A 22,223-nucleotide genomic window follows, 5' to 3' on the forward strand; every position below is an offset into this window, starting at 1 on the left:
CGACCTAACTCAGTCAAGGTCAGTGTCTTACATTCAATCAGTGCCTTAGAGGCCAGCATCAAGCTGTTTAATCGTTTTAGGTGAAGTTCTGGGCAGTATTGGTGTAAAGAATGTTGTAGGATATTGGCTTCGCGCATCTTGTTGTCCAAGTGTAGTTTTTAGCGAAACCATTTGATCATGCAACAAGATGCGCTTCCACTCTAATTTGATGATTTATTTGTAAATCATCAGGGGATTCTTCAGTACTAAATACTGAATCTTAACTCATTCGCTTAGCCATGACATGATTCGAATTCAATTGCAGTAAATCCCATAAGTTACCGTAGAGATCTTTAAACACAGCGACTGTGCCATAGTCTTGTTCTTGCGGCTCGCGCGCAAACTCCACGCCATCGGCGACCATACGGCGATAATCACGCCAAAAGTCATCGGTATTTAAAAATAAAAACACCCGACCACCCGCCTGATTACCGATAAAATCGAACTGCTCAGGTTTAGACGCCCGCGCTAACAAGATAGAAGTGCCCTTAGAACCCGGTGGGGCAACAACGACCCAGCGCTTATCTTGCTCAGCTTGATAAGTGTCTTCGACTAATTCGAATTTTAATTTATTCACATAAAAATCAATCGCCTCGTCGTAATCTCTTACGACTAAGGCGATATGCACTAGAGCTTGTTTCATGGCGACCTTAAATCAATCCTATTTAGTCACCAGTTTACAGGTCATTTCTGGTGCTTCGTAGCCCCAAACCACTTTCGCTTCGCCTTGATGTTCCCATAGGCTTTCATTGCGGCCTTGATACTTAGCGCCGCTGCCGCTGGGTTGCACAAACATTAATGAAGTACTATCACCATGTTCAGCAATCAGGGTGGCAGGTTCGGTTTTAAAATAAGTCACGACCACTTCGTTAGCTGGATTGCCGTCACAGGCATAAAACACTGGGCCGGTCATGTCGACTAAACGATATTGTGCCTGCAGTTCGGCAATGCGGGTTTGATAGCTAGATTCAATACACGCGTGCTTATCGTCGCTCTTCCAGCATTCATTACGGCCTTTCACCCAACCACGTTGCATCGCCTTTAAAGTAGGAGGTTGTTCATTCTTCGCTTTTTCAAGCGCTTGGCTATAGACCTTAGCTAACTGATTATCAAGTTGGTTCAGCCCTGCATCCTTACAGACCATGTCTTCAATACTGCCAGCATTCACTTTCGTGCAATCAAAAGAAGGTACGTTAGCCGCCATTGCTCCCCCACTTAACGCGCTAACCATCACGCCTGCGGCACAGTACCATTTGAAACCCAATCGATTACTTATCACCTTATTTGTTAACTTAGCCATCTCAATTCCTTTGTATTTCTGTGGTTTGTTTTAACGCTTGCCATAGCTAACCCTATTTAGGCTTAACCGAGCCTGACTCAAAGCACTCTGCCTTGAAGAACCATGCCTTAAAGTGCACTCATAGTGATGTAATTTACTTTTATCTCGGTTCTAACTTAAGACTTAACCCTCTGCCGATATGCTGCGAAAACACCTAATTCTAGTGCGCTGCGAGGAAAATGCCCAGAGGCGAAGAGCCACTTACCAAGCAGTGTCCGCCTGCATAATCGGACTCTCTAGCGCTAAAAAACCACAAAATTCTGATGAAATCGACTTACTCCAATTTGCGCATAGCTGATTAAACTGAATGACAAAACGGTTAATTTTTTACTTTGCACGCGATAGTGGTTGAATTTTCGAGTAAAATTGACTATTTTCACGCCGTTTGTCTCTTCACAAGGAAAAGGATCAACATGGAACAAGTTATTACCGCAGGGAACGAGAATCCCATTCAAATGACAGATATTGTCTATTCGAAGGAAAAATCGCTGTTCACTCTGTTAGCTATTATTTCTGGGATCGTCTGGGCGGCATTGATCATAGGCACTTTTGGCATGGCGCTGCTCTATGTGTTGATGTTTTTCATTATTTATCTCTTTAGCCACTCCGCCTTTATCAGCTACTTAAAAGGCACGGCTGTCGAAATCAATGCAGAGCAATTTCCTGAATTACATAAACAATATTTAGCGTGTTGCGAACGTTTAGAAATACGCGAGCCACCACGCGCTTACTTATTGGCAGCCGATGGCATGTTAAACGCACTGGCGACACGCTTCCTCGGTCGCAACTATATAGTGCTATTTTCATCGATTGTGGATGCGCTTGAGTCAGATAAAGATGCGCTCAACTTCTATATCGGCCACGAGTTAGGCCATATTCGCCGCAATCATATAGGTAAAGCGCCCTTCTTAGTCTTCGCCACTTGGTTACCTTTAGTGGGTGCGGCTTATTCTCGCGCCTGTGAATATACCTGCGATCTCCACGGATTACGTTGCTGCAACAGCTTACGTTCAGCCACAAATGCCGTTGCTGTGTTAGCCGCTGGTGTCGAGCAATGGAAACGTATGAATGTGGATCAATATATCCGCCAAGCCAGTGAGTCGAGTGGTTTTTGGATGTCGCTGCACGAGCTTAATGGCAGCTATCCTTGGTTGACCAAGCGCATGGCAAGAGTCCAAGCCAAAGCACAAGGAGTGGAATATGCACCGCCATCACGCAGTGCATGGGCCTATGTACTCAGCTTCTTTATGCCACGTTTAGGCACAGCAGGCGGTGGATTGATAATCTTCGCTGCGATTATTGGTATTGCTGCAGCAGTTGCGTTGCCAGCGTATAAGGACTATCAAGAGAAAATGGGTGCCGCCACGAGTTATGAGGCGCCAACCACGACCGAAGCCACACCAGCAGCATTGAATGTACCCGATGCGGCACTGGCTATTGCCAGTATCGACCAGCAACATCAAGCACTGGCACCGATCACTGACATCTTAGTCGGTTACTATCAAACCAACAAAGCTTGGCCAACCGAATTGGATGTGCTTGGACTCACGGACGAGCAGATTGCGACATTTAATCTGTACACAGATGGCATAGTCGGTTTTATAGGAAGCGAAGCACTCGGGGATTATCAAGGCTATGAAGTCTATTTATCGCCTCAAGTTGATGAGCAAAATAATATCACTTGGGTTTGCAGCAGCAACGGTATTCCGGATGAATATCTGCCAGTAGATTGCCAAGGCTAAGATCAAAAAGCGCTGCAAATGCAGCGCTTTTTAGTTGAGGACGAGTTAGCCTTTTTGAATCGTCATAGTCCAAGCAGCATCGCCCTTCTGGGCAAAGTGGGTCACCTCATGCCCGGCTTCAGCCGCCCAGCGGGGAATATTCTCAGTTGCTTGGCCACAATCGTAATCCAGTACCACTTTATCGCCAGTCTCAAGACTCGCAATTAAGCGTTGTAGCTCAATTAAAGGAAAAGGGCATAGCTTACCCGTTGTGTCGAGATACTGTTCCATATACAGCTCCTTTATAAACGTTAAATCTGCGCAAGACGCATTGGCCTCAGTAGCGCAAAATAGTTAAAGCACCAACTGCCAAATAAAATAGCAGGGATAAATAGCCAGCCTTGCCACGACAAATAAGCCGTGCCAACGAGCGCATTACCAAGCATGCAACCTCCGGCAAGCCCGCTCCCCACGCCCATCAATAGGCCACCAACAAACCCAAATAACACCACTTTATGACCTGGGTAGCGCCAGCGCTGCTCAGCACTGCCCCGGGCAGCGATAAAAGCGCCTACAAATAATCCCAAGAGAAAATATCCCGGCCAACTAAAGAACTTAGTGTTACCTGTGGTGACAAGATCCCATAACTGCGCACTCGGGCCACTGATCCCAACACTGCCTACACGGCCACTTTCAAGACTTGCAGGCCATGCAAGTAGCGCCAGTAAACCAATCAGCAAAGCACTTACAAAGGGATGCCAGCGCGCTTCAAACAACCAATGAGCTAAACCCGTTTTACGGGGTGCCATCAGTGCAACCGGACGTTTGCGGCGTTTGAGATAACCCAATGCCAACCACAATGTGAGTAATACGAGGACAAGCACGATCACCCAAGGGGAAACGCCCAGAGTTTGATAGAGCGTTTGGTCCTCAAGTTGATGCTGCTTAAAAGGTTTAAGTAGACCTTTCAACTCATCGAGACGCACTAATTTACTGGCAGCAATAAAACCGAGAACGGCCATCACACTGGCAGCCAACCCTTCGGCAGCGCGGTAATAGGCGCCAGTGGAGCAGCTTCCCGCTGCTGCCATACCCACACCAAACAATACACCACCGACTAAGGTTGCCAACCAAGGGAAATGCCCTTCTGGCAATTTAACCCAACCCCATTCGTAAAACAGGAACAGCCCTAGACTTTGGATGCTGATGGCAATCAAAATAGCGATCACCATGGTAAAGTCCCGTTGCAGATAGGTATCGCGGATCCCGCCCGCCATACAAAATCTCCCCCTTTGCATCACAAACCCCATGGCTAAGCCAATACTTAAGCCACTGAGAATAGTCAACATAGTCCTATCCTCAACGCTGGATCAGATAACGAATAGTCGGACCATTCTGCTCAATTTCCAGCACTTTATAACCATGATTTTTAGCATCGAGGGGAATGTTGTTAATAGACTGCGGACAGTCACTAATCACCTCGAGAATTTCACCGGGCTTTAACTTAGGCATAGCCTCAAGGGTAGCCACTGCGGGATAAGGGCAAGGTTCACCCACCATATCGAGTTGATAATCTGGAATATATTGAGCCATTACGCCGCCTCCGCTAGCAATTGTTCATCACGCTTCGCCTTACGGGCAAAGAAACGTTTTTCCCACAGCAACATAGCGCCAAAGGAGAGCCCCAGCAGCACATAGGTCAGCAATAATCCGCCTTTATCGCCAAAGCTGGTCAGTAAATTAACTTTGTCCCAGTTCGTTGCTAATGGCTGAGCGATATCATCCCAGTAATACGCCAGTAAGGTTGAACCCAACACGTTACCTAAGCCCACCCACCAGAAATGCACTTGGCCTTCGACTGCACGATACATCCAACCCGTTTCACAACCACCAGCCAGTACAATACCAAAACCAAACAGTAAGCCGCCGATCACCGCATTAGGGCCAGCCCACATGATCTTAGGCGGCACACCCAGTTGCACATAGCTATAAATACCTATCGCACTGACCGCCATACCTAAGATAATCGCCTTCGCCATGTGAGTACGACCAGTGATCCACATATCGCGGAACGCTGAGGTAAAGCAGATTTGGGCCCGTTCGATTAATAAACCAAAACCAACACCACAGAGCATAGCAATGCCGAGTTTTGGCGCATTGAACATAGTCAATAACCCCCAACCGACGATGCCTACAAACACCAGCATACCGATACGGAAACGACGTCTAGCTTGGTTTTCGTCCTGCTTGATTGAAGTCGCTTTATTTACCTTTTTCAGTTTTATCGGAATACGGAACATAGGCAGTAAGGTAAATCTTGCACCAAAGTAAGAGCCTGCTGCGGTCGCCAAAGCAAAGAACCAAGCATGTAAAGAGAACTGCGGAATACCCGTGAAGAAGGCGGCAAGGTTACAACCCATAGCTAAACGGGCACCAAAGCCAGCAATAATGCCGCCGATCAGTGCCTGAGCAATACGGATACGGCTCTGTGGCATACGCAGTTTGACGTTATTGGCCCAAAGCGCAGCAGCAATACAGCCACCAAACATACCGATAATCATCATGCCGTCGATACGATCTAGAGGAGAGCCCTGCAGACCTATCACTTTGAAATAACCCCAAGTTTCTGGTTCTGCACCTAAAAACTGCAGTAAATGACCCCCCCAACGAGTGAATTCCCCAGTAACAGCCCAGAAGGTTCCGGTCAAACCAAAATAGTAAGTAGAAAGGATACCCGCAGCGATAACCGCTGGCATAGGTGCCCAAAAACGGACTAAATATTCTTGTTTAAATTGTTGCCATGTCATGTCATTACCCTAATGAACGAGACTATAAAAAATAAGCGCAATGCGCTTATAACCTGTGTGCCAGTGTGATTGAAGTCGTTCGACAACTTCAATCACAAGTGGCCTCACGCTTAAATGGCTTTAGCTAAGCTGACACACTGCTGCCCCAACAGGCGATAACCGTGGGTGTAAAGCGTTGCCCTGCCATTACGGCAAAAACCGATAAGCGTGATATTGCTTTTCTCTGCTAATTCCAACGCCAGTGAAGTCACGGCGGACATAGCAAACAGAATTTGGATATTGGCACTAGCGGCCTTTTGCACCATCTCAAAACTCGCGCGACTGGTGAGCAATACGGCCACTGGACGTTCCACATTGTGAGCGGAAAAGGCGCCAATTAGCTTGTCTAGTGCGATATGCCTGCCTATATCCTCATAGGCGGCGATGATCTGTCCTTGATGGTTAAGCCCCATGGCCGCATGAGTGGCGCCCGTCAGCTTAAAATGTTGTTGATTATCTTGAATTTGCCCAAGTGCGACCTGTAAGTGTTCGATATCGAATCTGGCATCTGAGTCCACCCGCATCACAGGCTTGACGGCCTCTTCGAGCTGGGCGACGCCGCACAATCCACAACCTGTGCGTCCTGCCATATTGCGCCTTTGCTGCTTGAGTTCCATAAAGCATCTTTGGTTGATTTCCACTTGGATCAACACGCCTTCACTGGTGAACTCGAGCTCAACCCCTTTGATATCATTGATATGGGAAACGATACGTTCAGATAACGTAAAACCAATAGCGAAGGCTTCTAAATCTTGAGGGCTCGCCAACATCACGGTATGCGCTATGCCGTTATAGACCAGTGCAACCCGCACTTCATTAGCTAAGTAGTCAGTCAGCTCAGATGCGTGCCCATGTTCTAACAAGATCACGTTTCTTTCTGTCACCACTTCATGTGAATGATATTCCATAGCGCCCCTTTAAAACTATAAAACCAAATAAAAACAATTAGTTTGATGACAATTTAAGACTTGTATCACAAACCCATAAACTAAATAAGAATCGCCTTGAATCATCCTTACGCATTTTCTACTATCCCTAAGTCTTCTATTGGAAGAACGTCGTCTCCGGTGAGGCGTCCGGATTTCAAATCCGGGTAGGGCTGCCAGCAGTCCTGGGTAGGTTCGACTCCTATGTTCTTCCGCCAATTCTCATGGGAAAAAAACAACTCCGCATCCCGAACTTCTCGGCTATTACTGCGATACTTCCTACGGGTAAAACCACTTCTGTCAAAGAACTCAAGCAGTTGAATACTCACCTTACGCCCAAGCCCAACCATGTCTTTAAATTCTGCCGTTTCGAGCTTGCCGTGTTCTGCAATATGAGTACGCACTAAGCTGGCGTAGTAACAGATTTGCTCGCTGAGCAAATACCTGTCCTTCACCACAGCAGTAATAAACCCCTGCTGCACCAGCTGGAAACACAGCAGCCTTAATTTGGCAGGTTCAAGCTCAAGGTATTCGCCCATTTCGGTGACCCACACGGGGGCGGTTTGCTCGGCAAGCCAAGGCGCAAGTGCCTGCCAACAATGCTGAGCCTCAGCATCTAGCACTATTTTGTGTTCAGCGAGCTGCAACAAGGCACCACGCAGCACCATGCGACCTTCTTGGCAAAGCGTGTCGAGCACTTTATTGGCTAATTCGGGCGGCAAAGCGCTGTGGCTCATGCGCTGCAAGCGATTACGCCCAAGCCCAAGTTGGTCAGGATGCTGTTGATGGAACTCGTTAAGTAAAGTAATAAACTGTTGTTTTTCTTGCTCAAGTAAACTTGTCGCTATAGCAAATGCCCCAAAACGAACTAAACCCGCTTGGGCTAACAGCATTGCCAGCCCTTCGTCAGTTAATTGCCAACGCCACGCGATTTCATCAAGCTCTAGCGCCTGAGTTTGGCCGAGTAAAGCCACCACATGGGCAGGATTATCCAAACGCGCTAATTGCAGCAATCTCGCGACTCGTTCAGGCGTGCGTTTCTTACGATTAGGGACTTTCAGCGCCAACACTCGCCCCGCACCTAAAGTCTGTTTACCCCCAATGTGTCGCAGGACAATTCGATCGTTCTGGCATAGGAGTAGCGGCTTTTCGAGTACTAACTCCGCCAGACAGAAGCCTTCTTCATCAGCTTCATTTAACAGGGAAACTCGACCTAAAGTATGATCGGCGCCATGGTGACAGTGGACATTTTGCCAATGCACTAATGGCTCACAGCCTAAAAAATCGAAGGCTCGAATGTGCACAACGGGGCGGCTACAGAGCTCGGCTTGAGGCAAACTGCTCAACCAATCGCCACGCTCTGGCTCCCTATGGTTATCGACACCCGTTAAATTGAGTGCTACGCGTGTACCCGTGACAGCCCTTTGGGCTTCTTGTCCCTGACAATGTATGCCTCGCACTCTGAGTTTGGCCTTTTGCCCTGAGCTAAAAAGACTATCCCCCACACATACGCTGCCGCTGATCACTGTGCCAGTCACGACACAACCCGCACCTTTCACACTAAAGGCGCGATCGAGCGTCATCCTAAAGCTGCTGGCATCCTCCGCCCGCTTTGACTCTTTCTCACCTAAATCAAGAATATGCGCCTTCAGCGCCGCCACGCCATGAGATGCTAAATCGGCGGTGCCATTCGCCGACACTTCAAAAACACCACTGGCCTCAATGCCATACTCGGCGAGCAAAGTGAGTCCATCGGCGACAAGCTGTGCCGCCGTGCCACTATCAACTAAATCCCGCTTAGTTAGCACTAAGGTCAAACTGTGCAAAGGTAAGAGCGCAAGAATTTGCAGATGCTCACGGGTTTGCGGCATTACGCCATCGTCACAGGCCATCACTAACAGGGCATGCCGAGCATGACTCACGCCCACCAGCATGTTGTTGATAAATTTTTCGTGGCCGGGCACATCGATAAAGGCAAGGCGCGAACCATCTCGAAGTGGCATAAACGCATAGCCAAGATCGATCGTCATACCGCGGCGTTTTTCCTCCGGCAGACGATCGGTATTCATCCCAGTCAAAGCGCGAATAAGTGTACTCTTGCCATGATCGACATGACCCGCAGTAACAATGATCACAACTGCACACCTAAAGTGCTCAACTCGGCGAGGAGTTCGGCTTCACTATCAAGACCGCGCAGATCTAATCTGAGTTGGTCCTGACTCATGCGACCTATGATAGGCCGTGCCGCCTGCTTAAATTGTTGTTCTAACAAACTTAAACTACCGCCATTGAGTGCGGTAAAACACAACGCCACTGAGGGTAAAAAAGTATCTGGCTGTGAGCCACTGCCGACTTGTGTTTGGCACTCGACTAACTCAATGCGATAACAAGGTTCAAAATATGGAACCAAAGCTTGCTGTAAGCGACGACCAATCTGCCATAACGTCTCTTGGCTACGGGCAAATTTCGCCATAATAGGCAGCTCAATGTCTAAGGTTTCAGGGTTAAGATAGTGGATCAATGTCGCTTCTAACGCCGCCAAAATCAGCTTATCGCAACGCAGGGCGCGCTTTAGTGGATGACTCTGTAACTGCTTAATCAGCGACTGTTTGCCAACGATCAAACCAGACTGAGGGCCACCCAATAGTTTATCGCCGGAAAAACTGACTAGATCGACTCCATCGGCTAGCATGGCTTGGGGCGTAGGTTCTTGCTTTAGACCAAAGCGGCGCAGATCAGTAAGTGAACCGCTGCCAAGATCTGAAATGAGTGATATGCCACGCTCACGGCATAACTGACCCAGCCTTGCCTCCTCCACTGCGGCAGTAAAACCACTGATATGATAATTACTGGTGTGGACCTTCATTATCGCAGCGGTATTTTCAGTAATGGCCTGCTCATAATCCTTAAGGTGAGTCCGATTGGTGCTGCCGACCTCGACTAAGGTGCAACCCGCTTGGCGCATAATGTCAGGGATGCGAAACGCGCCGCCAATTTCCACCAACTCACCACGGGAGACTATGACTTCTTTCCCCGCAGCCACCGCTGACAGCATCAACAACACAGCTGCGGCATTGTTATTCACGACACAACAAGTCTCGGCACCCGTTAAGCGCTGGATTAAAGCACTGATTGCATTATCCCTGTGACCACGTTCACCAGCCGCAAGCTCAAACTCCAGCGGTGTGGGGTAGCGCATAACAGAAGTCACGGCTCGAATTGCCGCTTCTGACTGCTGCGCTCGGCCAAGGTTGGTATGCAATATGGTGCCAGTGAGATTCCACACAGGTTTTAAGCTGTGGCTGTAATCATTAGACAGTTGATCAACCAAACATCTGTGCAATTGCGCAAGATCGCCACACCATGTCGGCAAACGGTGCTCGCGGCCGATTAAGCTGCGCGCCGCCTTTAACTGGGTATCCAGTGCGGCCTTTACTGCCGCTTTGCCGTAGGACTGCAGCAATACTACAAAACTAGGCTCTGCAAGTAAGCTATCCATTGAAGGCAAAGCTCGGTACAGAACTTGTAGTGTTTCAGGTGCTTGGGTCATCATCTGTGTCATTTTGTTTATATTATTGCCATTGGTTTATAAAAAGCAGGAAGGGATCAACAACCCGACTCCCTCCCGCATTTGTTTAAGCTATGTGGCTTACGTGGTTTCGTGGGCCAGTAGCAGTGGGTTCAATGTTGTCGCCCCAAAGCCCTTAGCATTTAGCTCACTGTCTAACATCAAGGTCGCGAGATCGTCTGCCGCCACATCCATAGAAGGTGACTTTTCGACGAACATCATCTTGGTATAACCATGACATTCATCGCAGCTTTCGATCCGCACTTGAGCCTTGGCATCATCTAGCGACCAAATCGTCATCTCTTTGTCCTGACCGCAACTGGTGCAATGGGCACGAATGTAATGCCATTCGCTCTCGCACAGACTGCAATGCAGGTAGCGCAAACCAGCTCGGGGCTGATCGACAATCACACTCGCCACCGGATGACATCCACACACGGGACACATACTCTGCTGCGCCACCTTGCACGGATCCATCCGCTTGATGACCATAGGTGCCCAATGCGACCAATAAACGCCCATCGCCGCCCAAATGAATAAGCTAAAACGGGCAGGCACCTCACTGACATGCCCTTGGCGTAGTGAACGCCCCCACGAACTCAGTTGCTCGGGTGATTGCTGCATCAACAAACGCACTACCCGAGCTATGGATTCATCCACCTGCGGCAACAAATCACTTAACAGTTGCTGTAGCAGTCCCTGCCAATAGCTATCTGCCTCTGAGCCCAACAGGGAAAGCGGAGTCGCCTCATCTTTCCCCCAAGCGAGAAGCTTACCAAAGTCAGCCTCCTGCGCTAACCTGGCCTGTATAGAGACCAAACGGCGACATAGCTCAAAGTAATCAGCCAGCGGCGAGTCCTTGGCCAATGACAGCAAACGTTGCGCCCTTCTGTGATACACAGCTTGGGGATCTGCCGCTTTTAACGGTTTAAGTTCCAGCGGCGATTCGCTGCCTTGGGCCAGAGGTATCTCGGCTGTATGACTCATTAATGTTTCTCCACGTCCGAATGTTCATCCAACATCACAGGGTGATGTTTGCGGCACCAAGCCTTAGAGACTTTGCCGTAAAGCATGCCTGTAACCGACCCTTCCACCCATGTCGCCATCCAGAAATGCACCATCACAAAAATCAACATGATGAGCGCACAAATGGCGTGCAACAGAATGGCCCAACCCACCACAGTGGCGGAGAAATAGGGCGCAAAGTAAGGCTGCCACATGATGATTCCCGTCACCGTTAAAGTGATAGATGTCAGCACGAAGGCGCGAAACAATACCTTTTGCCCAGGGTTGTAATGGCCGATAGGCGGGATTTTCTCCTCGTTCTCGAACATCACATCCTTAATGGCGAGCATCCAAGCGAGGTCGTGCTTTTCCCATTTGTTGTGTTTGTAGTAACGCACCAACATCAACATCAGAGGTAAGCACATCATCAAGCCCGCAATGGGATGAATAAACTTCGCCAATTGCGGTGTGCCCGCTATCGCCCCAAGCCATTGAAACGACGGATAGAAGAAGGAAAAGCCAGTGAGAAATGTCACTAGGCCAACCGCCACAATGAACCAATGACAGATGCGATCGAACAGCTTGTGACGCACTATCATTTCTTGCTTATCATGCTTGCTCATTTGTCGGCCCCCTCTTCCTGCTTAGCCTCTTCCTCTGGCGGTTGATAACCCGGTTGGTCTTCTTCGACTATGTTGCGACCGACGGTGATCTTATGCAGACAAGCGACGGCGGCAGTGGCAAGAATGCCCATAGTGCCTAAAGGTTTGACCCAGTCCTGCCACAGAGTAAGTGACAGTGGGATCTGCGGGTTATCGGGCATGTTGTAGCTTTCGGGCTGCTCGATATCGTGCAATATCATCATCATACCCGTGCCACCTACACCCTCAGGGTTATAAAGTCCTGCCTTAGCAAAGCCCTTTTCCTTCAGTTCTTCGACCCGTTTTTGCGAGTAGAACAACATGTCCTCACGGGTGCCAAAACGCAGCGCCCCTGTGGTACAGGACTTAACGCAGGAAGGTTCCAATCCCACAGCCAAACGGTCAGAGCACATAGTGCACTTGTAGGCCTTGTTATCCTTAGGATCGATTTTGGGCACATCGAAAGGACAAGCACTGGCGCAATAACCGCAGCCGATACATTTGTCCGAATCGAAGTCCACCACACCATTGGCGTGCTGGATAATCGCGCCAGAGGTCGAACAGGCCGTTAAGCAGGCAGGGTCAGCACAGTGCATACAGGCCGAGTGGGTAAATTGCCAACGCAGCTTGTTGCTTTCCATCACCTCATGGAACTCCATCAGGGTCCAACATTGGCCCGATAGCGACATAGGGTTTTGGTAACTGCCTTGGAAGGTGCCCACCTCTTCCCGTAAATCATTCCACTCAGAACACGCCACTTGGCAGGCTTTACAGCCATTACACTTAGTGGCGTCGAACAGCTTAGCGACCTTTTCTGACGAATTACGCCCCTTTGCCGCAGGCGTCACCGCTGAAGTACCGGAGCGGCGGATAATGTCTTGTGATGCCATAATCAGATCCCCTCCGCTTTAGTGATGTTAACCAAAAATGCTTTGAACTCAGGCACCTGTGTATTTGCATCCCCCACTTCCGTGGTGAGTACGTTACAGGAGTAACTCTTACGAGTGAGCGCATTATGGCTGCCGTGACGGGGTAACCCGACGGTATGGACTAACTGGCCATTTACCTTTAACGGCTGTAGCCGTTTAGTCACTAAGGCTTTGGTTTCAATGCTGCCGCGTTTAGAGCTGACAGTGACCCAATCCCCATTGGCGATACCTTTTTCTGCCGCTAACATTTCATCGATTTCGACGAAGGTTTCAGGCATAGAAATCGCAGCTAAACGAGCATGCGTAGACCAGAAGTTAAAGTGTTCAGTTACACAGTAAGTAGTTGCCACATAAGGGAAGTCCTTATAGGAACCTAAGGTTTCCTTCACACCCGGTAACATACGTACCGCAGGGTTACTGGTGACCTTGTGTAACGGGTTCAACCCAATAGGCGACTCCATCGGCTCGTAGTGCTCAGGGAACGGACCTTCGGCCAATAATTTAAGGGCGAAGAAACGACCCACACCTTCGGGTTGCATGATGAAGGGGCCAGCGGATTCCTGTGGTGTTAACTTCATATTGAAGTCGCCCACATCGATACCGTGCCACTTACCGTCAACCCACTCGACGATAGTGCGTTTTGGATCCCAAGGTTTGCCGTTGATATCGCAAGAAGCGCGGTTATACAGCACACGACGGTTTGCTGGCCAAGCAAATGCCCAACCCGGAGTAACACCTTTACCGGAAGGATCATGGTTGTCACGGCGAGCCATCAAGTTGCCTTCTTCGGTCCAAGAACCCGCATAAATCCAACAGGCGCTGGCGGTACTACCATCAGCTTTCAGTTCAGCAAAACTACTGAGCTGACGTCGAGTCACGAGATCCTTACCGTTAAGCTCGCGAGCGATTTCTTCAGCGTGCGGTGAGTGAGGATTGTGGTAATTCCAGCTCATCGCGTGCACTGGTTCAGGCAGTTTACCGCCCTCTTGTTTGTACAGTTCACGCATTGCCATTAAGACGCCGGAGAGAATCTCAGCATCTGGCTTGGCTTCACCCGGCGGGTTAGCTCCCTTCCAATGCCACTGCATCCAACGGCCAGAGTTGACGATGGAACCTTCTTCCTCGGCAAAACACGTCGTAGGTAAACGGAACACTTCCGTCATGATTTCAGCGGGATTGACTTCATTGAAGCCATCGGCATTTTGCCAGAAGGTTGCAGTTTCCGTTGCCAAGGCATCCAACACCACCATGTATTTAAGATTACTCAAGGCTTTGAGTACCTTATTACGGTTTGGCATAGAGTTAATGGCGTTAACACCTTGGATAATGTAGCCATTCACTTCGCCGTGGAAAGCCATATCTAAGTGTTTAGTAAAGTCGTACTGCTTGTCCCATTTCGGCAACCAGTCATAACCAAAGTCATTTTCAACCGTGGCGTTATCGCCCCAAAAACTCTTCATTTGCGAAACAAAGAATTTAGGGTAATTTTGCCAATAGTTGGTTTGACCCGGACGCAGAGCGACAGGTGTATAGTTGTGGAGATAGGTTTTAAGATTAATGTCTTTTTCGTTCGGCAACTTGAGGTAACCGGGCAAGCTTTGACACAATAAACCCATATCGGTCGCGCCTTGCACGTTCGAGTGTCCGCGCAGAGCGTTAACACCACCGCCCAACACCCCAATGTTACCCAGCAGCAACTGCACCATGGCCATAGAGCGAATGTTCTGCGCCCCTTTACTGTGGTGAGTCCAACCTAAGGCATACATAAAGGTCGCGGCTCTATCGTGGGTATGAGTGCTACCAATTTGTTGGCAAACGATCTCATAGTCCGCAATCGGCGTACCGGTAATATTGCTTACTGTTTCAAAGTCATAGCGTTCTACATGTTGCTTCATTAAGTTCCACACACAGCGTGGATGTTCGAAGCTAGGATCGATTTTCGCGTAACCCTGTTCGTCTAACTCGTAGTACCAAGACTCTTTATTGTAGCTATCTGTTTCTTCATCGAAACCACTGAACAGACCTTCACTAAAGGAGAAGTCTTCGCGCACTATGTAACTGGCATTGGTATAAGCCTTCACATAGTCGTAGTTCACTTGTTTGGTTTCAATAAGATAGCGGATCACCCCGAGCAGGAAGGCGATATCTGTGCCCGAGCGGATCGGCGCATAGTAATCGGCCACAGCGGCGCTACGGGTGAAGCGAGGATCGACCACCAAAAGTTTAGCGTTGTTATGTTGCATAGCTTCTGTAACCCAGCCGAATCCGACAGGGTGAGCCTCTGCAGCATTACCGCCCATAATAATGATCAAATTAGAGTTTTTAATATCGATCCAGTGGTTGGTCATGGCACCACGTCCAAATGTCGGAGCAAGACTTGCTACCGTTGGAGAGTGTCAGTTACGCGCAATAGTATCGATTGCAACTAGGCCCAGTGCCCGTGCAAATTTCTGGGTGATATAGCCGCCTTCATTCGGCATCGCCGACGAGGTCATCATCCCAGTGCTAAGCCAACGGTTAACCGTCATCCCAGCAGAATTCTTTTCAATCAAGTTAGCATCACGGTCATTCTTCATCAGACGGGCGATGCGTTGGTAAGCTTCAGTCCAGCTGATACGAGTCCATTCATTACTGCCTGGCGCACGGTACTCAGGATATTTAAGACGATTAGGGCTGTTCACATAATCCACTAGACCAGCACCCTTAGGACACAAGGCCCCGCGGTTGACTGGATGGTCTGCATCCCCTTCGATATGGAAAATACTTTGTTCGGCGTTTTTGCCGTTACTTCCTTTGCTGTACATCAGCAATCCGCAACCCACTGAGCAATAGCAGCAGTTATTGCGGGTTTCTTTCGCGCTAATGAGTTTGAATTCTCGAACGGCCGCATAGGCCTTTTCGGACATCAATCCCAACGCTGAAATTGCTGAGGTGGCAGCTCCGGCAGCACACAGTCTAAAAAACTGGCGTCTGTTCATTGCGTCCTCTCACACTCTTGTCGTTATGAGTCTAGTGGTTGCTGTGGTAAAAATGGCAACCGATTGAGTGAGTCCTACTAAAGACCACACTTAATTTAAGATTATCCCCAAAGAAGAAATAGATAACAAATAATGACATGAGATCAAGATCTCAAATAAACAACCACAGAACTTAACTCCAAAAAACATTAACAACAAAGCATCAAAGACCATTTATCAATGATAAAAGCACAAAAATAGGAATTAAAAACCAATAAACCGCAAAAGACAATTTGTCCAACATGACAACCCCATATTGTCCCACATTATAGAGTTATGGTTATTAAAAATGATAAAATGCATTCAAATATGCATAATGATGGCGGATAAAAACACAAAGGTAACGGTTTCTAGATGGATAGACAGCCACAAAAACTGACAATGTAAAGATTAGGGCAAAAAGTGCAGAGTCTGCGGTGTTAAACACACCAAAATGGCAAAGACAAAGATCGAGGAAAAACAGATAAAAACCAAAGAAAAAGGCACAAGCAATCTGCCTGCACCTTAAATTTTGCCTTTTAACGCTTATTTTTAGCACATTGAGGCGCAAAATCTGGGCGCGATAACAAAAGCGCCTCAGTGCAGCCTATTCCCGCGGAGTAAACACCTGTTCAGCCATTAAACTAAAACAAACACCTAAAAGCTGGCTAGCGTTCCTGCTGGCAAATAAGTGTTAAAGCTCGCTGTATACAACAAATCTGTTGCGGCTTCGATATCTGGCGCGAAGTATCTGTCTTTATCGTAATAAGCGACAACTTCACGTAATTCGGCTTTAGCCTTAGCCACTGCAGCACTTGGGGCTAAAGGCGCGCGGAAATCTAGACCCTGCGCCGCCGCTAACAATTCAATTGCCAGTACACCACGGGTATTTTCGCTCATATCGCGCAAGCGACGCGCCGCAAAGGTCGCCATAGAAACATGGTCTTCTTGGTTAGCCGATGTTGGCAAGCTGTCAACTGATGCCGGATGAGCGTAGGTCTTGTTCTCAGACGCCAATGCCGCCGCCGTCACTTGGGCGATCATAAAGCCTGAGTTAACGCCACCGTTTTTCACCAGGAAAGGCGGCAATTTTGACAGGCTAGAATCGATTAGCAGTGCAATACGACGCTCGGCAATGGAGCCCAGTTCAGCAATCGCAATCGCCAAATTATCCGCCGCCATAGCCACGGGTTCGGCGTGGAAGTTACCGCCCGAAATGATATCGCCCGTGTCTTGGAACACCAGTGGATTATCGGTTACGCCATTGGCCTCTGTGCCTAACACATCGGCCGCGTGACGAATTTGGGTCAAGCAAGCACCCAGCACCTGTGGCTGACAGCGCAGTGAGTAAGGATCTTGCACCTTTTCACAGTTAGCGTGACTTAAGCTTATCTCAGACTCTTCACCCAGTAGATGACGGAAGACCATGGCCGAATCGATTTGACCTTTCTGACCACGCGCCGCATGGATGCGAGGATCAAACGGGCTACGGCTGCCCATAGCCGCTTCGACGCTCATGGCACCGATCACAGAACTTGCTGCGAACAAGTCTTCGGCGTGGAATAACCCTTCCAGCGCCAGCGCAGTCGAGGCTTGCGTGCCATTAAGCAGGGCCAGTCCTTCTTTGGCCGCTAAATCGATTGGCTTGAGAGCAGCGATTTCTAAACCTTCGGCGGCAGAAATTAACTCACCTCGATAGCTCATTTCGCCTTCACCCAGCATAGGCAAACACATGTGCGCCAGTGGCGCTAAGTCACCCGAGGCGCCGACTGAACCTTTTTCTGGCACGCATGGATAAACTTCGGCGTTCACTAAGCTGATTAAGAAGTTAATCACTTCTAAACGAATGCCTGAAAAACCACGGCTTAACGAGTTGATTTTTAACACCATCATCAAGCGCACTGTGGCATCTTGCATGTATTGCCCCGTGCCAGCGGCATGTGACAACACGATAGAACGTTGCAGCAATTGCAGATCTTCGGGCGCTATCTTGGTATTGGCCAACAAGCCAAAGCCCGTGTTGATGCCGTAAACGGTGCGGCCTTCATCCAACACTTTTTGCACGATTTGCGCACTGGTGTTGATATCAGTAATGGCCTCTGGTGCGAGTTCCAGTGTCAACTTATGACGGCTGATTTCGCGCAATTGCGCTAGGCTCAAGCTGCCTGGCGTTAACACTAAGTGATTCACAGATTTCATATTTTTAGCTCCAAGCTTTTAGTTATTATTGTTATTGAGTCGTTAGCATCGGTTAGTCTTGCATAGGTAAATCGAGGCCCTGCTCCTTGGCGCAGTTTTTCGCAATCTCGTAGCCCGCATCGGCATGGCGCATCACGCCTGTCGCTGGGTCATTCCACAACACGCGGCCAACCCGTTTTGCCGCCGCATCGGTGCCGTCACACACAATGACCACACCCGAATGTTGGCTAAAGCCCATGCCGACGCCGCCGCCGTGGTGTAAAGATACCCAAGTTGCGCCGCTGGCGGTGTTGAGTAGTGCATTCAATAATGGCCAATCGGATACTGCATCTGAGCCGTCCAGCATAGATTCGGTTTCGCGGTTCGGGCTGGCAACAGAGCCAGAATCTAAGTGGTCGCGACCAATTACCACGGGCGCCGACAACTCGCCATTTTTGACCATTTCGTTGAAAGCTAACGCCAAGCGAGCGCGATCTTTTAAGCCAACCCAGCAAATACGCGCTGGCAGACCTTGGAAGGCGATACGCTCGCGCGCCATGTCTAACCAATTGTGCAGGTGTGGATTATCTGGGATCAGTTCTTTGACTTTAGCGTCGGTTTTGTAGATATCTTCGGGATCGCCAGATAACGCCACCCAGCGGAACGGGCCAATGCCTTCACAGAACAGTGGGCGAATATAAGCAGGTACAAAACCTGGGAAATCAAAGGCATTTTCAACGCCCATTTCAAACGCCATTTGGCGAATGTTGTTACCGTAATCGAGCGTGGCTGCACCCGCGGTTTGCAGGTCGAGCATGGCTTGTACTTGCACCGCCATCGAGGCTTTCGCCGCTTTCACTACGCCCGCTTCGTCGGTTTTACGCATGGCCGCAGCCTCAGCCATAGTCCAGCCCTGCGGCAGATAACCGTTTAATGGATCGTGTGCCGAGGTTTGGTCGGTCACCACATCTGGGGTAACGCCGCGTTTAACTAATTCAGCAAACACATCGGCGGCGTTCGCCAGTAAGCCAACGGATACTGGCTTGCCAGCTTGGTTTGCTTCTTCAATCATGGCTAATGCTTCATCGAGCGAAGTAGCTTTTTTGTCAACATAGCGAGTACGCAGGCGGAAATCGATGCGGGTCTCGTCGACTTCACAGGCTAACACCGAGAAGCCAGCCATAGTGCCCGCCAGCGTTTGTGCGCCGCCCATGCCACCTAACCCGCCAGTGAGGATCCATTTGCCTTTAGAGATACCCTCAAAGTGCTGTTTTGCGACCGACACAAAGGTCTCGTAAGTGCCTTGGACTATGCCTTGAGTGCCGATATAGATCCAAGAACCCGCCGTCATCTGGCCGTACATGGCCAAACCTAGCTTATCTAACTCGTTGAAATGTTCCCAGTTCGCCCAATGTGGCACTAGGTTTGAGTTAGCAATCAGTACGCGCGGTGCATCCGCATGGGTGCGAAATACACCCACAGGTTTGCCCGATTGCACTAATAAGGTTTCGTCGTCTTCGAGGCGTTGTAAGACTTCGATGATTTTGTCATAACAATCCCAATCGCGGGCGGCGCGGCCGATACCGCCGTAGACGACTAAGTCTTCTGGGCGCTCGGCGACATCGGGATGTAAGTTATTCATTAACATACGCATTGGCGCTTCTGTGAGCCAACTCTTACAGCTTAATTGTGTGCCATGCGGTGCAATAATACGGCGGCTTGGGTCGTGGCGCTTATCCATTGAATTTTCCTCTTTCAACCTGTGGTGCTAACTCGTATTCGCTAAGTCGCTAATACGGGTTAGCACTATTGTTTTTATTGTGTTTTTATCTTTTAACTTATAAGGGTACAGCTATCAAAGTTACTGATTTACATCTGTTAATCACGCCACTGGCGTTACTTGCTAAAGGTTAAGTGGCCGCCGAGTTTAAAACGGCTACCTGGATGAACTAATTTTGCGAAACTCACGACGCCTTGGCGTGACCAAGTGCGGCGTAAAATCTGTAAACAGGGCTCAGTGGCGGGGATTTCGAGCCTTTGCTGTAATTCTTCACTGGCGATAATCGCTTCAATCGTGTGATGCGCCTCGGTCAGCGGTGCCACTTGGGACAAATATTCGTGGGGTGTCTGCTGGGTAAAATCCTGCAATAAATAATCGGGCACCAACTCGGGATTCACATAACGCTCTTCAACTTGCAACGGTAAGCCCTGCTCGCAATGCACTAAGATCGAATGGAATACTGTCGCACCGTGCTCAAGTCCAAGGGAAATTGCGATACTCGTACTCGCCACGACTTGTTCTAACACCCATTGCTGCACGCTATAGCCGTGGCCGCGGTCTTTTATCTCATCGGCAATATTGCGGATCGCCAACATAGACGACTGGGATTTACACCCTGCGACAAAGGTGCCTAGCCCTTGAGAACGCTCAAGCACACCGCTATCCGTCAGTTCGGTTAACGCACGTCGCGCCGTCATTCGGCTGCAGGTAAACAAATCGGCAAGCTGATTCTCAGAAGGCACGCGAGCATGTTCTTCCCACTCACCCGACTCGATAGAGGAGATAATGTATTGCTTAATTTCTGCAAACTTAGGAGTAGCCAAAACATTTCCTCAATATAAAGCGCTAGAATCTAGGTACTATTCACTCTTTCAAACGTTCAAAATTGCGGCTACAATCCTAGCTTGTATATACAAGTAAATACAAGCCAGCTCACATAAATTTAATAAACCGTTAATCACTTGGTTAACATCTGCCAGCACAGCGAGGGGAATACATGTCTTGGGATCAGGTTTGGATAGACGTTAACTTAGCCACAATGGACCCTTCCGTATCAGCACCTTATGGTGCGATCACCAACGCGGCCATCGCAGTAAAAGATGGTAAAATTGCTTGGCTTGGCCCCCGCAGCGAACTGCCCGCCTTCGATGTTTTGTCAATTCCCGTTTACAGGGGCAAAGGCGGCTGGATCACCCCAGGATTAATTGACGCCCACACCCACTTAATCTTTGCCGGTAATCGCGCCAATGAATTTGAGTTACGCCTACAGGGCGCCAGTTACGAAGAAATTGCTCGTGCAGGTGGCGGCATTATTTCAACCGTTAAAGCTTGCCGCGAAGCGGATGAAGCAGAATTATTTGAACTCGGCCGTCAGCGTTTAAACGCGCTGGCCAAAGAAGGAGTGACTACGGTTGAGATCAAATCGGGTTACGGCTTAGATACTGAAACTGAATTGAAAATCCTGCGTGTCGCCCGCGAGCTCGGCAAGCATCACCACGTAGATGTGAAGACCACATTCCTTGGCGCCCATGCGATTCCGCCAGAATATAAAGACAATAGCGACGGCTATGTCGACTTAATTATCAATAAGATGCTACCCGCAGTGATCGCCGAAAATCTTGCCGATGCAGTGGATGTATTCTGCGAAAATATCGCCTTTAACCTTGAGCAAACCGAACGGGTACTCAGCGCAGCCAAAGCGGCGGGCTTAGAGATTAAGCTCCATGCCGAGCAGTTAACTAATATGGGTAGCAGCGCACTGGCCGCACGTCTTGGTGCTAAGTCTGTGGATCATATCGAATATTTAGATGAGGCAGGCGTAAAAGCCTTAAGTGAAAGCGGCACCTGCGCCGTACTGCTGCCGGGCGCGTTTTACTTTTTGCGGGAAACCCAAAAACCACCTATCGATTTATTACGCCAATACGGCGTACCTATGGTACTCGCCAGCGATTTTAACCCAGGTTCATCCCCCATTTGCTCAACCCTGTTGATGCTGAATATGGGCTGCACCTTGTTCCGCTTAACACCAGAAGAAGCCCTAACAGGACTCACCTTAAATGCCGCCAAAGCACTAGGAATTGAAGACACTGTTGGCAGTTTAGTCGTTGGCAAACAAGCCGATTTTTGTCTGTGGGATATCGCCACGCCTGCGCAATTAGCCTATTCCTACGGCGTCAATCCCTGCAAAGATGTGGTGAAGAATGGCAAGCTAGTTCACCAGTAGCATAGATCCATCAATAATAGGTGCATCAGCA

Annotated in this window: 17 protein-coding genes, 1 tRNA gene and 2 pseudogenes; 3 read left to right on the forward strand and 17 right to left on the reverse strand. The window is 49.1% G+C overall.

All coding sequences use genetic code 11. From position 1 onward, the window contains the following. The 3 genes and pseudogenes from L5M18_RS14605 to L5M18_RS14615 form a co-directional block, all read right to left on the reverse strand. Positions 1-137 (reverse strand): annotated as a pseudogene (locus L5M18_RS14605) (IS4 family transposase); the annotation flags it as partial. Between the two features lie 122 nt (positions 138-259). After that, positions 260-682 (reverse strand): VOC family protein, encoded by a 423-nt coding sequence (locus L5M18_RS14610; RefSeq protein WP_263197497.1) that lies wholly within the window; start codon positions 680-682, stop codon positions 260-262. Between the two features lie 18 nt (positions 683-700). After that, complete coding sequence (locus L5M18_RS14615) at positions 701-1,339, reverse strand: MliC family protein (RefSeq protein ID WP_263197498.1); 639 nt, start codon at positions 1,337-1,339, stop codon at positions 701-703. Between the two features lie 452 nt (positions 1,340-1,791). On the opposite strand from L5M18_RS14615, the gene L5M18_RS14620 reads away from it, so the two are divergent. Further along, positions 1,792-3,120, forward strand: a complete 1,329-nt coding sequence (locus L5M18_RS14620) for a M48 family metallopeptidase (RefSeq protein WP_105250954.1) — start codon at positions 1,792-1,794, stop codon at positions 3,118-3,120. Between the two features lie 45 nt (positions 3,121-3,165). Here L5M18_RS14620 and L5M18_RS14625 read toward each other — a convergent pair whose 3' ends face one another. The 5 genes from L5M18_RS14625 to fdhD form a co-directional block, all read right to left on the reverse strand. Continuing rightward, a complete protein-coding gene (locus L5M18_RS14625; RefSeq protein ID WP_107946198.1) occupies positions 3,166-3,390 on the reverse strand; it encodes a sulfurtransferase TusA family protein in 225 nt (74 codons plus the stop codon). A gap of 20 nt (positions 3,391-3,410) precedes the next feature. Next, complete coding sequence (locus L5M18_RS14630) at positions 3,411-4,448, reverse strand: YeeE/YedE family protein (RefSeq protein ID WP_263179414.1); 1,038 nt, start codon at positions 4,446-4,448, stop codon at positions 3,411-3,413. Between the two features lie 10 nt (positions 4,449-4,458). Then, entirely contained in the window at positions 4,459-4,692 is a 234-nt protein-coding gene (gene yedF, locus L5M18_RS14635) for a sulfurtransferase-like selenium metabolism protein YedF (RefSeq protein WP_107946196.1), read from the reverse strand. After that, positions 4,692-5,906, reverse strand: a complete 1,215-nt coding sequence (yedE, locus tag L5M18_RS14640; RefSeq protein ID WP_107946195.1) for a selenium metabolism membrane protein YedE/FdhT — start codon at positions 5,904-5,906, stop codon at positions 4,692-4,694. The genes yedF and yedE overlap by 1 nt, the downstream gene beginning before the upstream one ends. Before the next feature lie 110 nt (positions 5,907-6,016). After that, positions 6,017-6,853: a formate dehydrogenase accessory sulfurtransferase FdhD gene (fdhD, locus tag L5M18_RS14645; RefSeq protein ID WP_113941247.1), complete on the reverse strand. Its 837-nt coding sequence runs from the start codon at positions 6,851-6,853 to the stop codon at positions 6,017-6,019. A 141-nt stretch (positions 6,854-6,994) separates the two neighbouring features. On the opposite strand from fdhD, the gene L5M18_RS14650 reads away from it, so the two are divergent. Next, positions 6,995-7,089, forward strand: a tRNA-Sec gene (locus tag L5M18_RS14650). A 69-nt stretch (positions 7,090-7,158) separates the two neighbouring features. Here L5M18_RS14650 and selB read toward each other — a convergent pair. The 9 genes and pseudogenes from selB to hutC all read right to left on the reverse strand — a co-directional run. Further along, positions 7,159-9,006 (reverse strand): annotated as a pseudogene (gene selB, locus L5M18_RS23500) (selenocysteine-specific translation elongation factor); the annotation flags it as partial. Beyond that, complete coding sequence (selA, locus tag L5M18_RS14655; protein WP_263197499.1) at positions 9,003-10,424, reverse strand: L-seryl-tRNA(Sec) selenium transferase; 1,422 nt, start codon at positions 10,422-10,424, stop codon at positions 9,003-9,005. The pseudogene selB and the gene selA, both read right to left, overlap by 4 nt. A 96-nt stretch (positions 10,425-10,520) precedes the next feature. After that, the gene (gene fdhE / locus L5M18_RS14660; protein ID WP_212600827.1) at positions 10,521-11,426 is read right to left on the reverse strand and encodes a formate dehydrogenase accessory protein FdhE; all 906 of its coding nucleotides are present in this window, start codon (positions 11,424-11,426) and stop codon (positions 10,521-10,523) included. Then, positions 11,426-12,067: a formate dehydrogenase subunit gamma gene (locus L5M18_RS14665; protein ID WP_011982054.1), complete on the reverse strand. Its 642-nt coding sequence runs from the start codon at positions 12,065-12,067 to the stop codon at positions 11,426-11,428. Before L5M18_RS14665 ends, fdhE begins: the two co-directional genes overlap by 1 nt. Continuing rightward, positions 12,064-12,975 (reverse strand): formate dehydrogenase subunit beta, encoded by a 912-nt coding sequence (gene fdxH, locus L5M18_RS14670; protein ID WP_287480897.1) that lies wholly within the window; start codon positions 12,973-12,975, stop codon positions 12,064-12,066. The genes L5M18_RS14665 and fdxH overlap by 4 nt, the downstream gene beginning before the upstream one ends. A gap of 2 nt (positions 12,976-12,977) precedes the next feature. Next, positions 12,978-15,992 (reverse strand): formate dehydrogenase-N subunit alpha, encoded by a 3,015-nt coding sequence (gene fdnG / locus L5M18_RS14675; protein ID WP_263197500.1) that lies wholly within the window; start codon positions 15,990-15,992, stop codon positions 12,978-12,980. 675 nt (positions 15,993-16,667) lie between these two features. Further along, positions 16,668-18,209, reverse strand: coding sequence for a histidine ammonia-lyase (hutH, locus tag L5M18_RS14680; RefSeq protein WP_263197501.1), 1,542 nt, complete (start codon positions 18,207-18,209; stop codon positions 16,668-16,670). Positions 18,210-18,261: 52 nt separating this feature from the next. Further along, a complete protein-coding gene (gene hutU / locus L5M18_RS14685; protein ID WP_113941241.1) occupies positions 18,262-19,929 on the reverse strand; it encodes a urocanate hydratase in 1,668 nt (555 codons plus the stop codon). 155 nt (positions 19,930-20,084) lie between these two features. Beyond that, positions 20,085-20,792 (reverse strand): histidine utilization repressor, encoded by a 708-nt coding sequence (hutC, locus tag L5M18_RS14690; RefSeq protein ID WP_011791225.1) that lies wholly within the window; start codon positions 20,790-20,792, stop codon positions 20,085-20,087. A gap of 173 nt (positions 20,793-20,965) precedes the next feature. Here hutC and hutI point away from each other — a divergent pair, with 173 nt between their 5' ends. Continuing rightward, a complete protein-coding gene (hutI, locus tag L5M18_RS14695) occupies positions 20,966-22,192 on the forward strand; it encodes an imidazolonepropionase (protein WP_263197502.1) in 1,227 nt (408 codons plus the stop codon). Positions 22,193-22,223 lie beyond the last annotated feature (31 nt).

The sequence above is a fragment of the Shewanella sp. SM20 genome (assembly GCF_025654545.1).
In the GTDB taxonomy this organism is placed as follows: domain Bacteria; phylum Pseudomonadota; class Gammaproteobacteria; order Enterobacterales; family Shewanellaceae; genus Shewanella; species Shewanella oncorhynchi.

Bases quoted from the DNA above. Each gene is read 5' to 3' on its own strand.
- L5M18_RS14610 (WP_263197497.1), bottom strand. From the start codon at position 682: ATGAAACAAGCTCTAGTGCATATCGCCTTAGTCGTAAGAGATTACGAC.
- L5M18_RS14615 (WP_263197498.1), bottom strand. From the start codon at position 1,339: ATGGCTAAGTTAACAAATAAGGTGATAAGTAATCGATTGGGTTTCAAA.
- L5M18_RS14620 (WP_105250954.1), top strand. From the start codon at position 1,792: ATGGAACAAGTTATTACCGCAGGGAACGAGAATCCCATTCAAATGACA.
- L5M18_RS14625 (WP_107946198.1), bottom strand. From the start codon at position 3,390: ATGGAACAGTATCTCGACACAACGGGTAAGCTATGCCCTTTTCCTTTA.
- L5M18_RS14630 (WP_263179414.1), bottom strand. From the start codon at position 4,448: ATGTTGACTATTCTCAGTGGCTTAAGTATTGGCTTAGCCATGGGGTTT.
- yedF (WP_107946196.1), bottom strand. From the start codon at position 4,692: ATGGCTCAATATATTCCAGATTATCAACTCGATATGGTGGGTGAACCT.
- yedE (WP_107946195.1), bottom strand. From the start codon at position 5,906: ATGACATGGCAACAATTTAAACAAGAATATTTAGTCCGTTTTTGGGCA.
- fdhD (WP_113941247.1), bottom strand. From the start codon at position 6,853: ATGGAATATCATTCACATGAAGTGGTGACAGAAAGAAACGTGATCTTG.
- selA (WP_263197499.1), bottom strand. From the start codon at position 10,424: ATGATGACCCAAGCACCTGAAACACTACAAGTTCTGTACCGAGCTTTG.
- fdhE (WP_212600827.1), bottom strand. From the start codon at position 11,426: ATGAGTCATACAGCCGAGATACCTCTGGCCCAAGGCAGCGAATCGCCG.
- L5M18_RS14665 (WP_011982054.1), bottom strand. From the start codon at position 12,067: ATGAGCAAGCATGATAAGCAAGAAATGATAGTGCGTCACAAGCTGTTC.
- fdxH (WP_287480897.1), bottom strand. From the start codon at position 12,975: ATGGCATCACAAGACATTATCCGCCGCTCCGGTACTTCAGCGGTGACG.
- hutH (WP_263197501.1), bottom strand. From the start codon at position 18,209: ATGAAATCTGTGAATCACTTAGTGTTAACGCCAGGCAGCTTGAGCCTA.
- hutU (WP_113941241.1), bottom strand. From the start codon at position 19,929: ATGGATAAGCGCCACGACCCAAGCCGCCGTATTATTGCACCGCATGGC.
- hutI (WP_263197502.1), top strand. From the start codon at position 20,966: ATGTCTTGGGATCAGGTTTGGATAGACGTTAACTTAGCCACAATGGAC.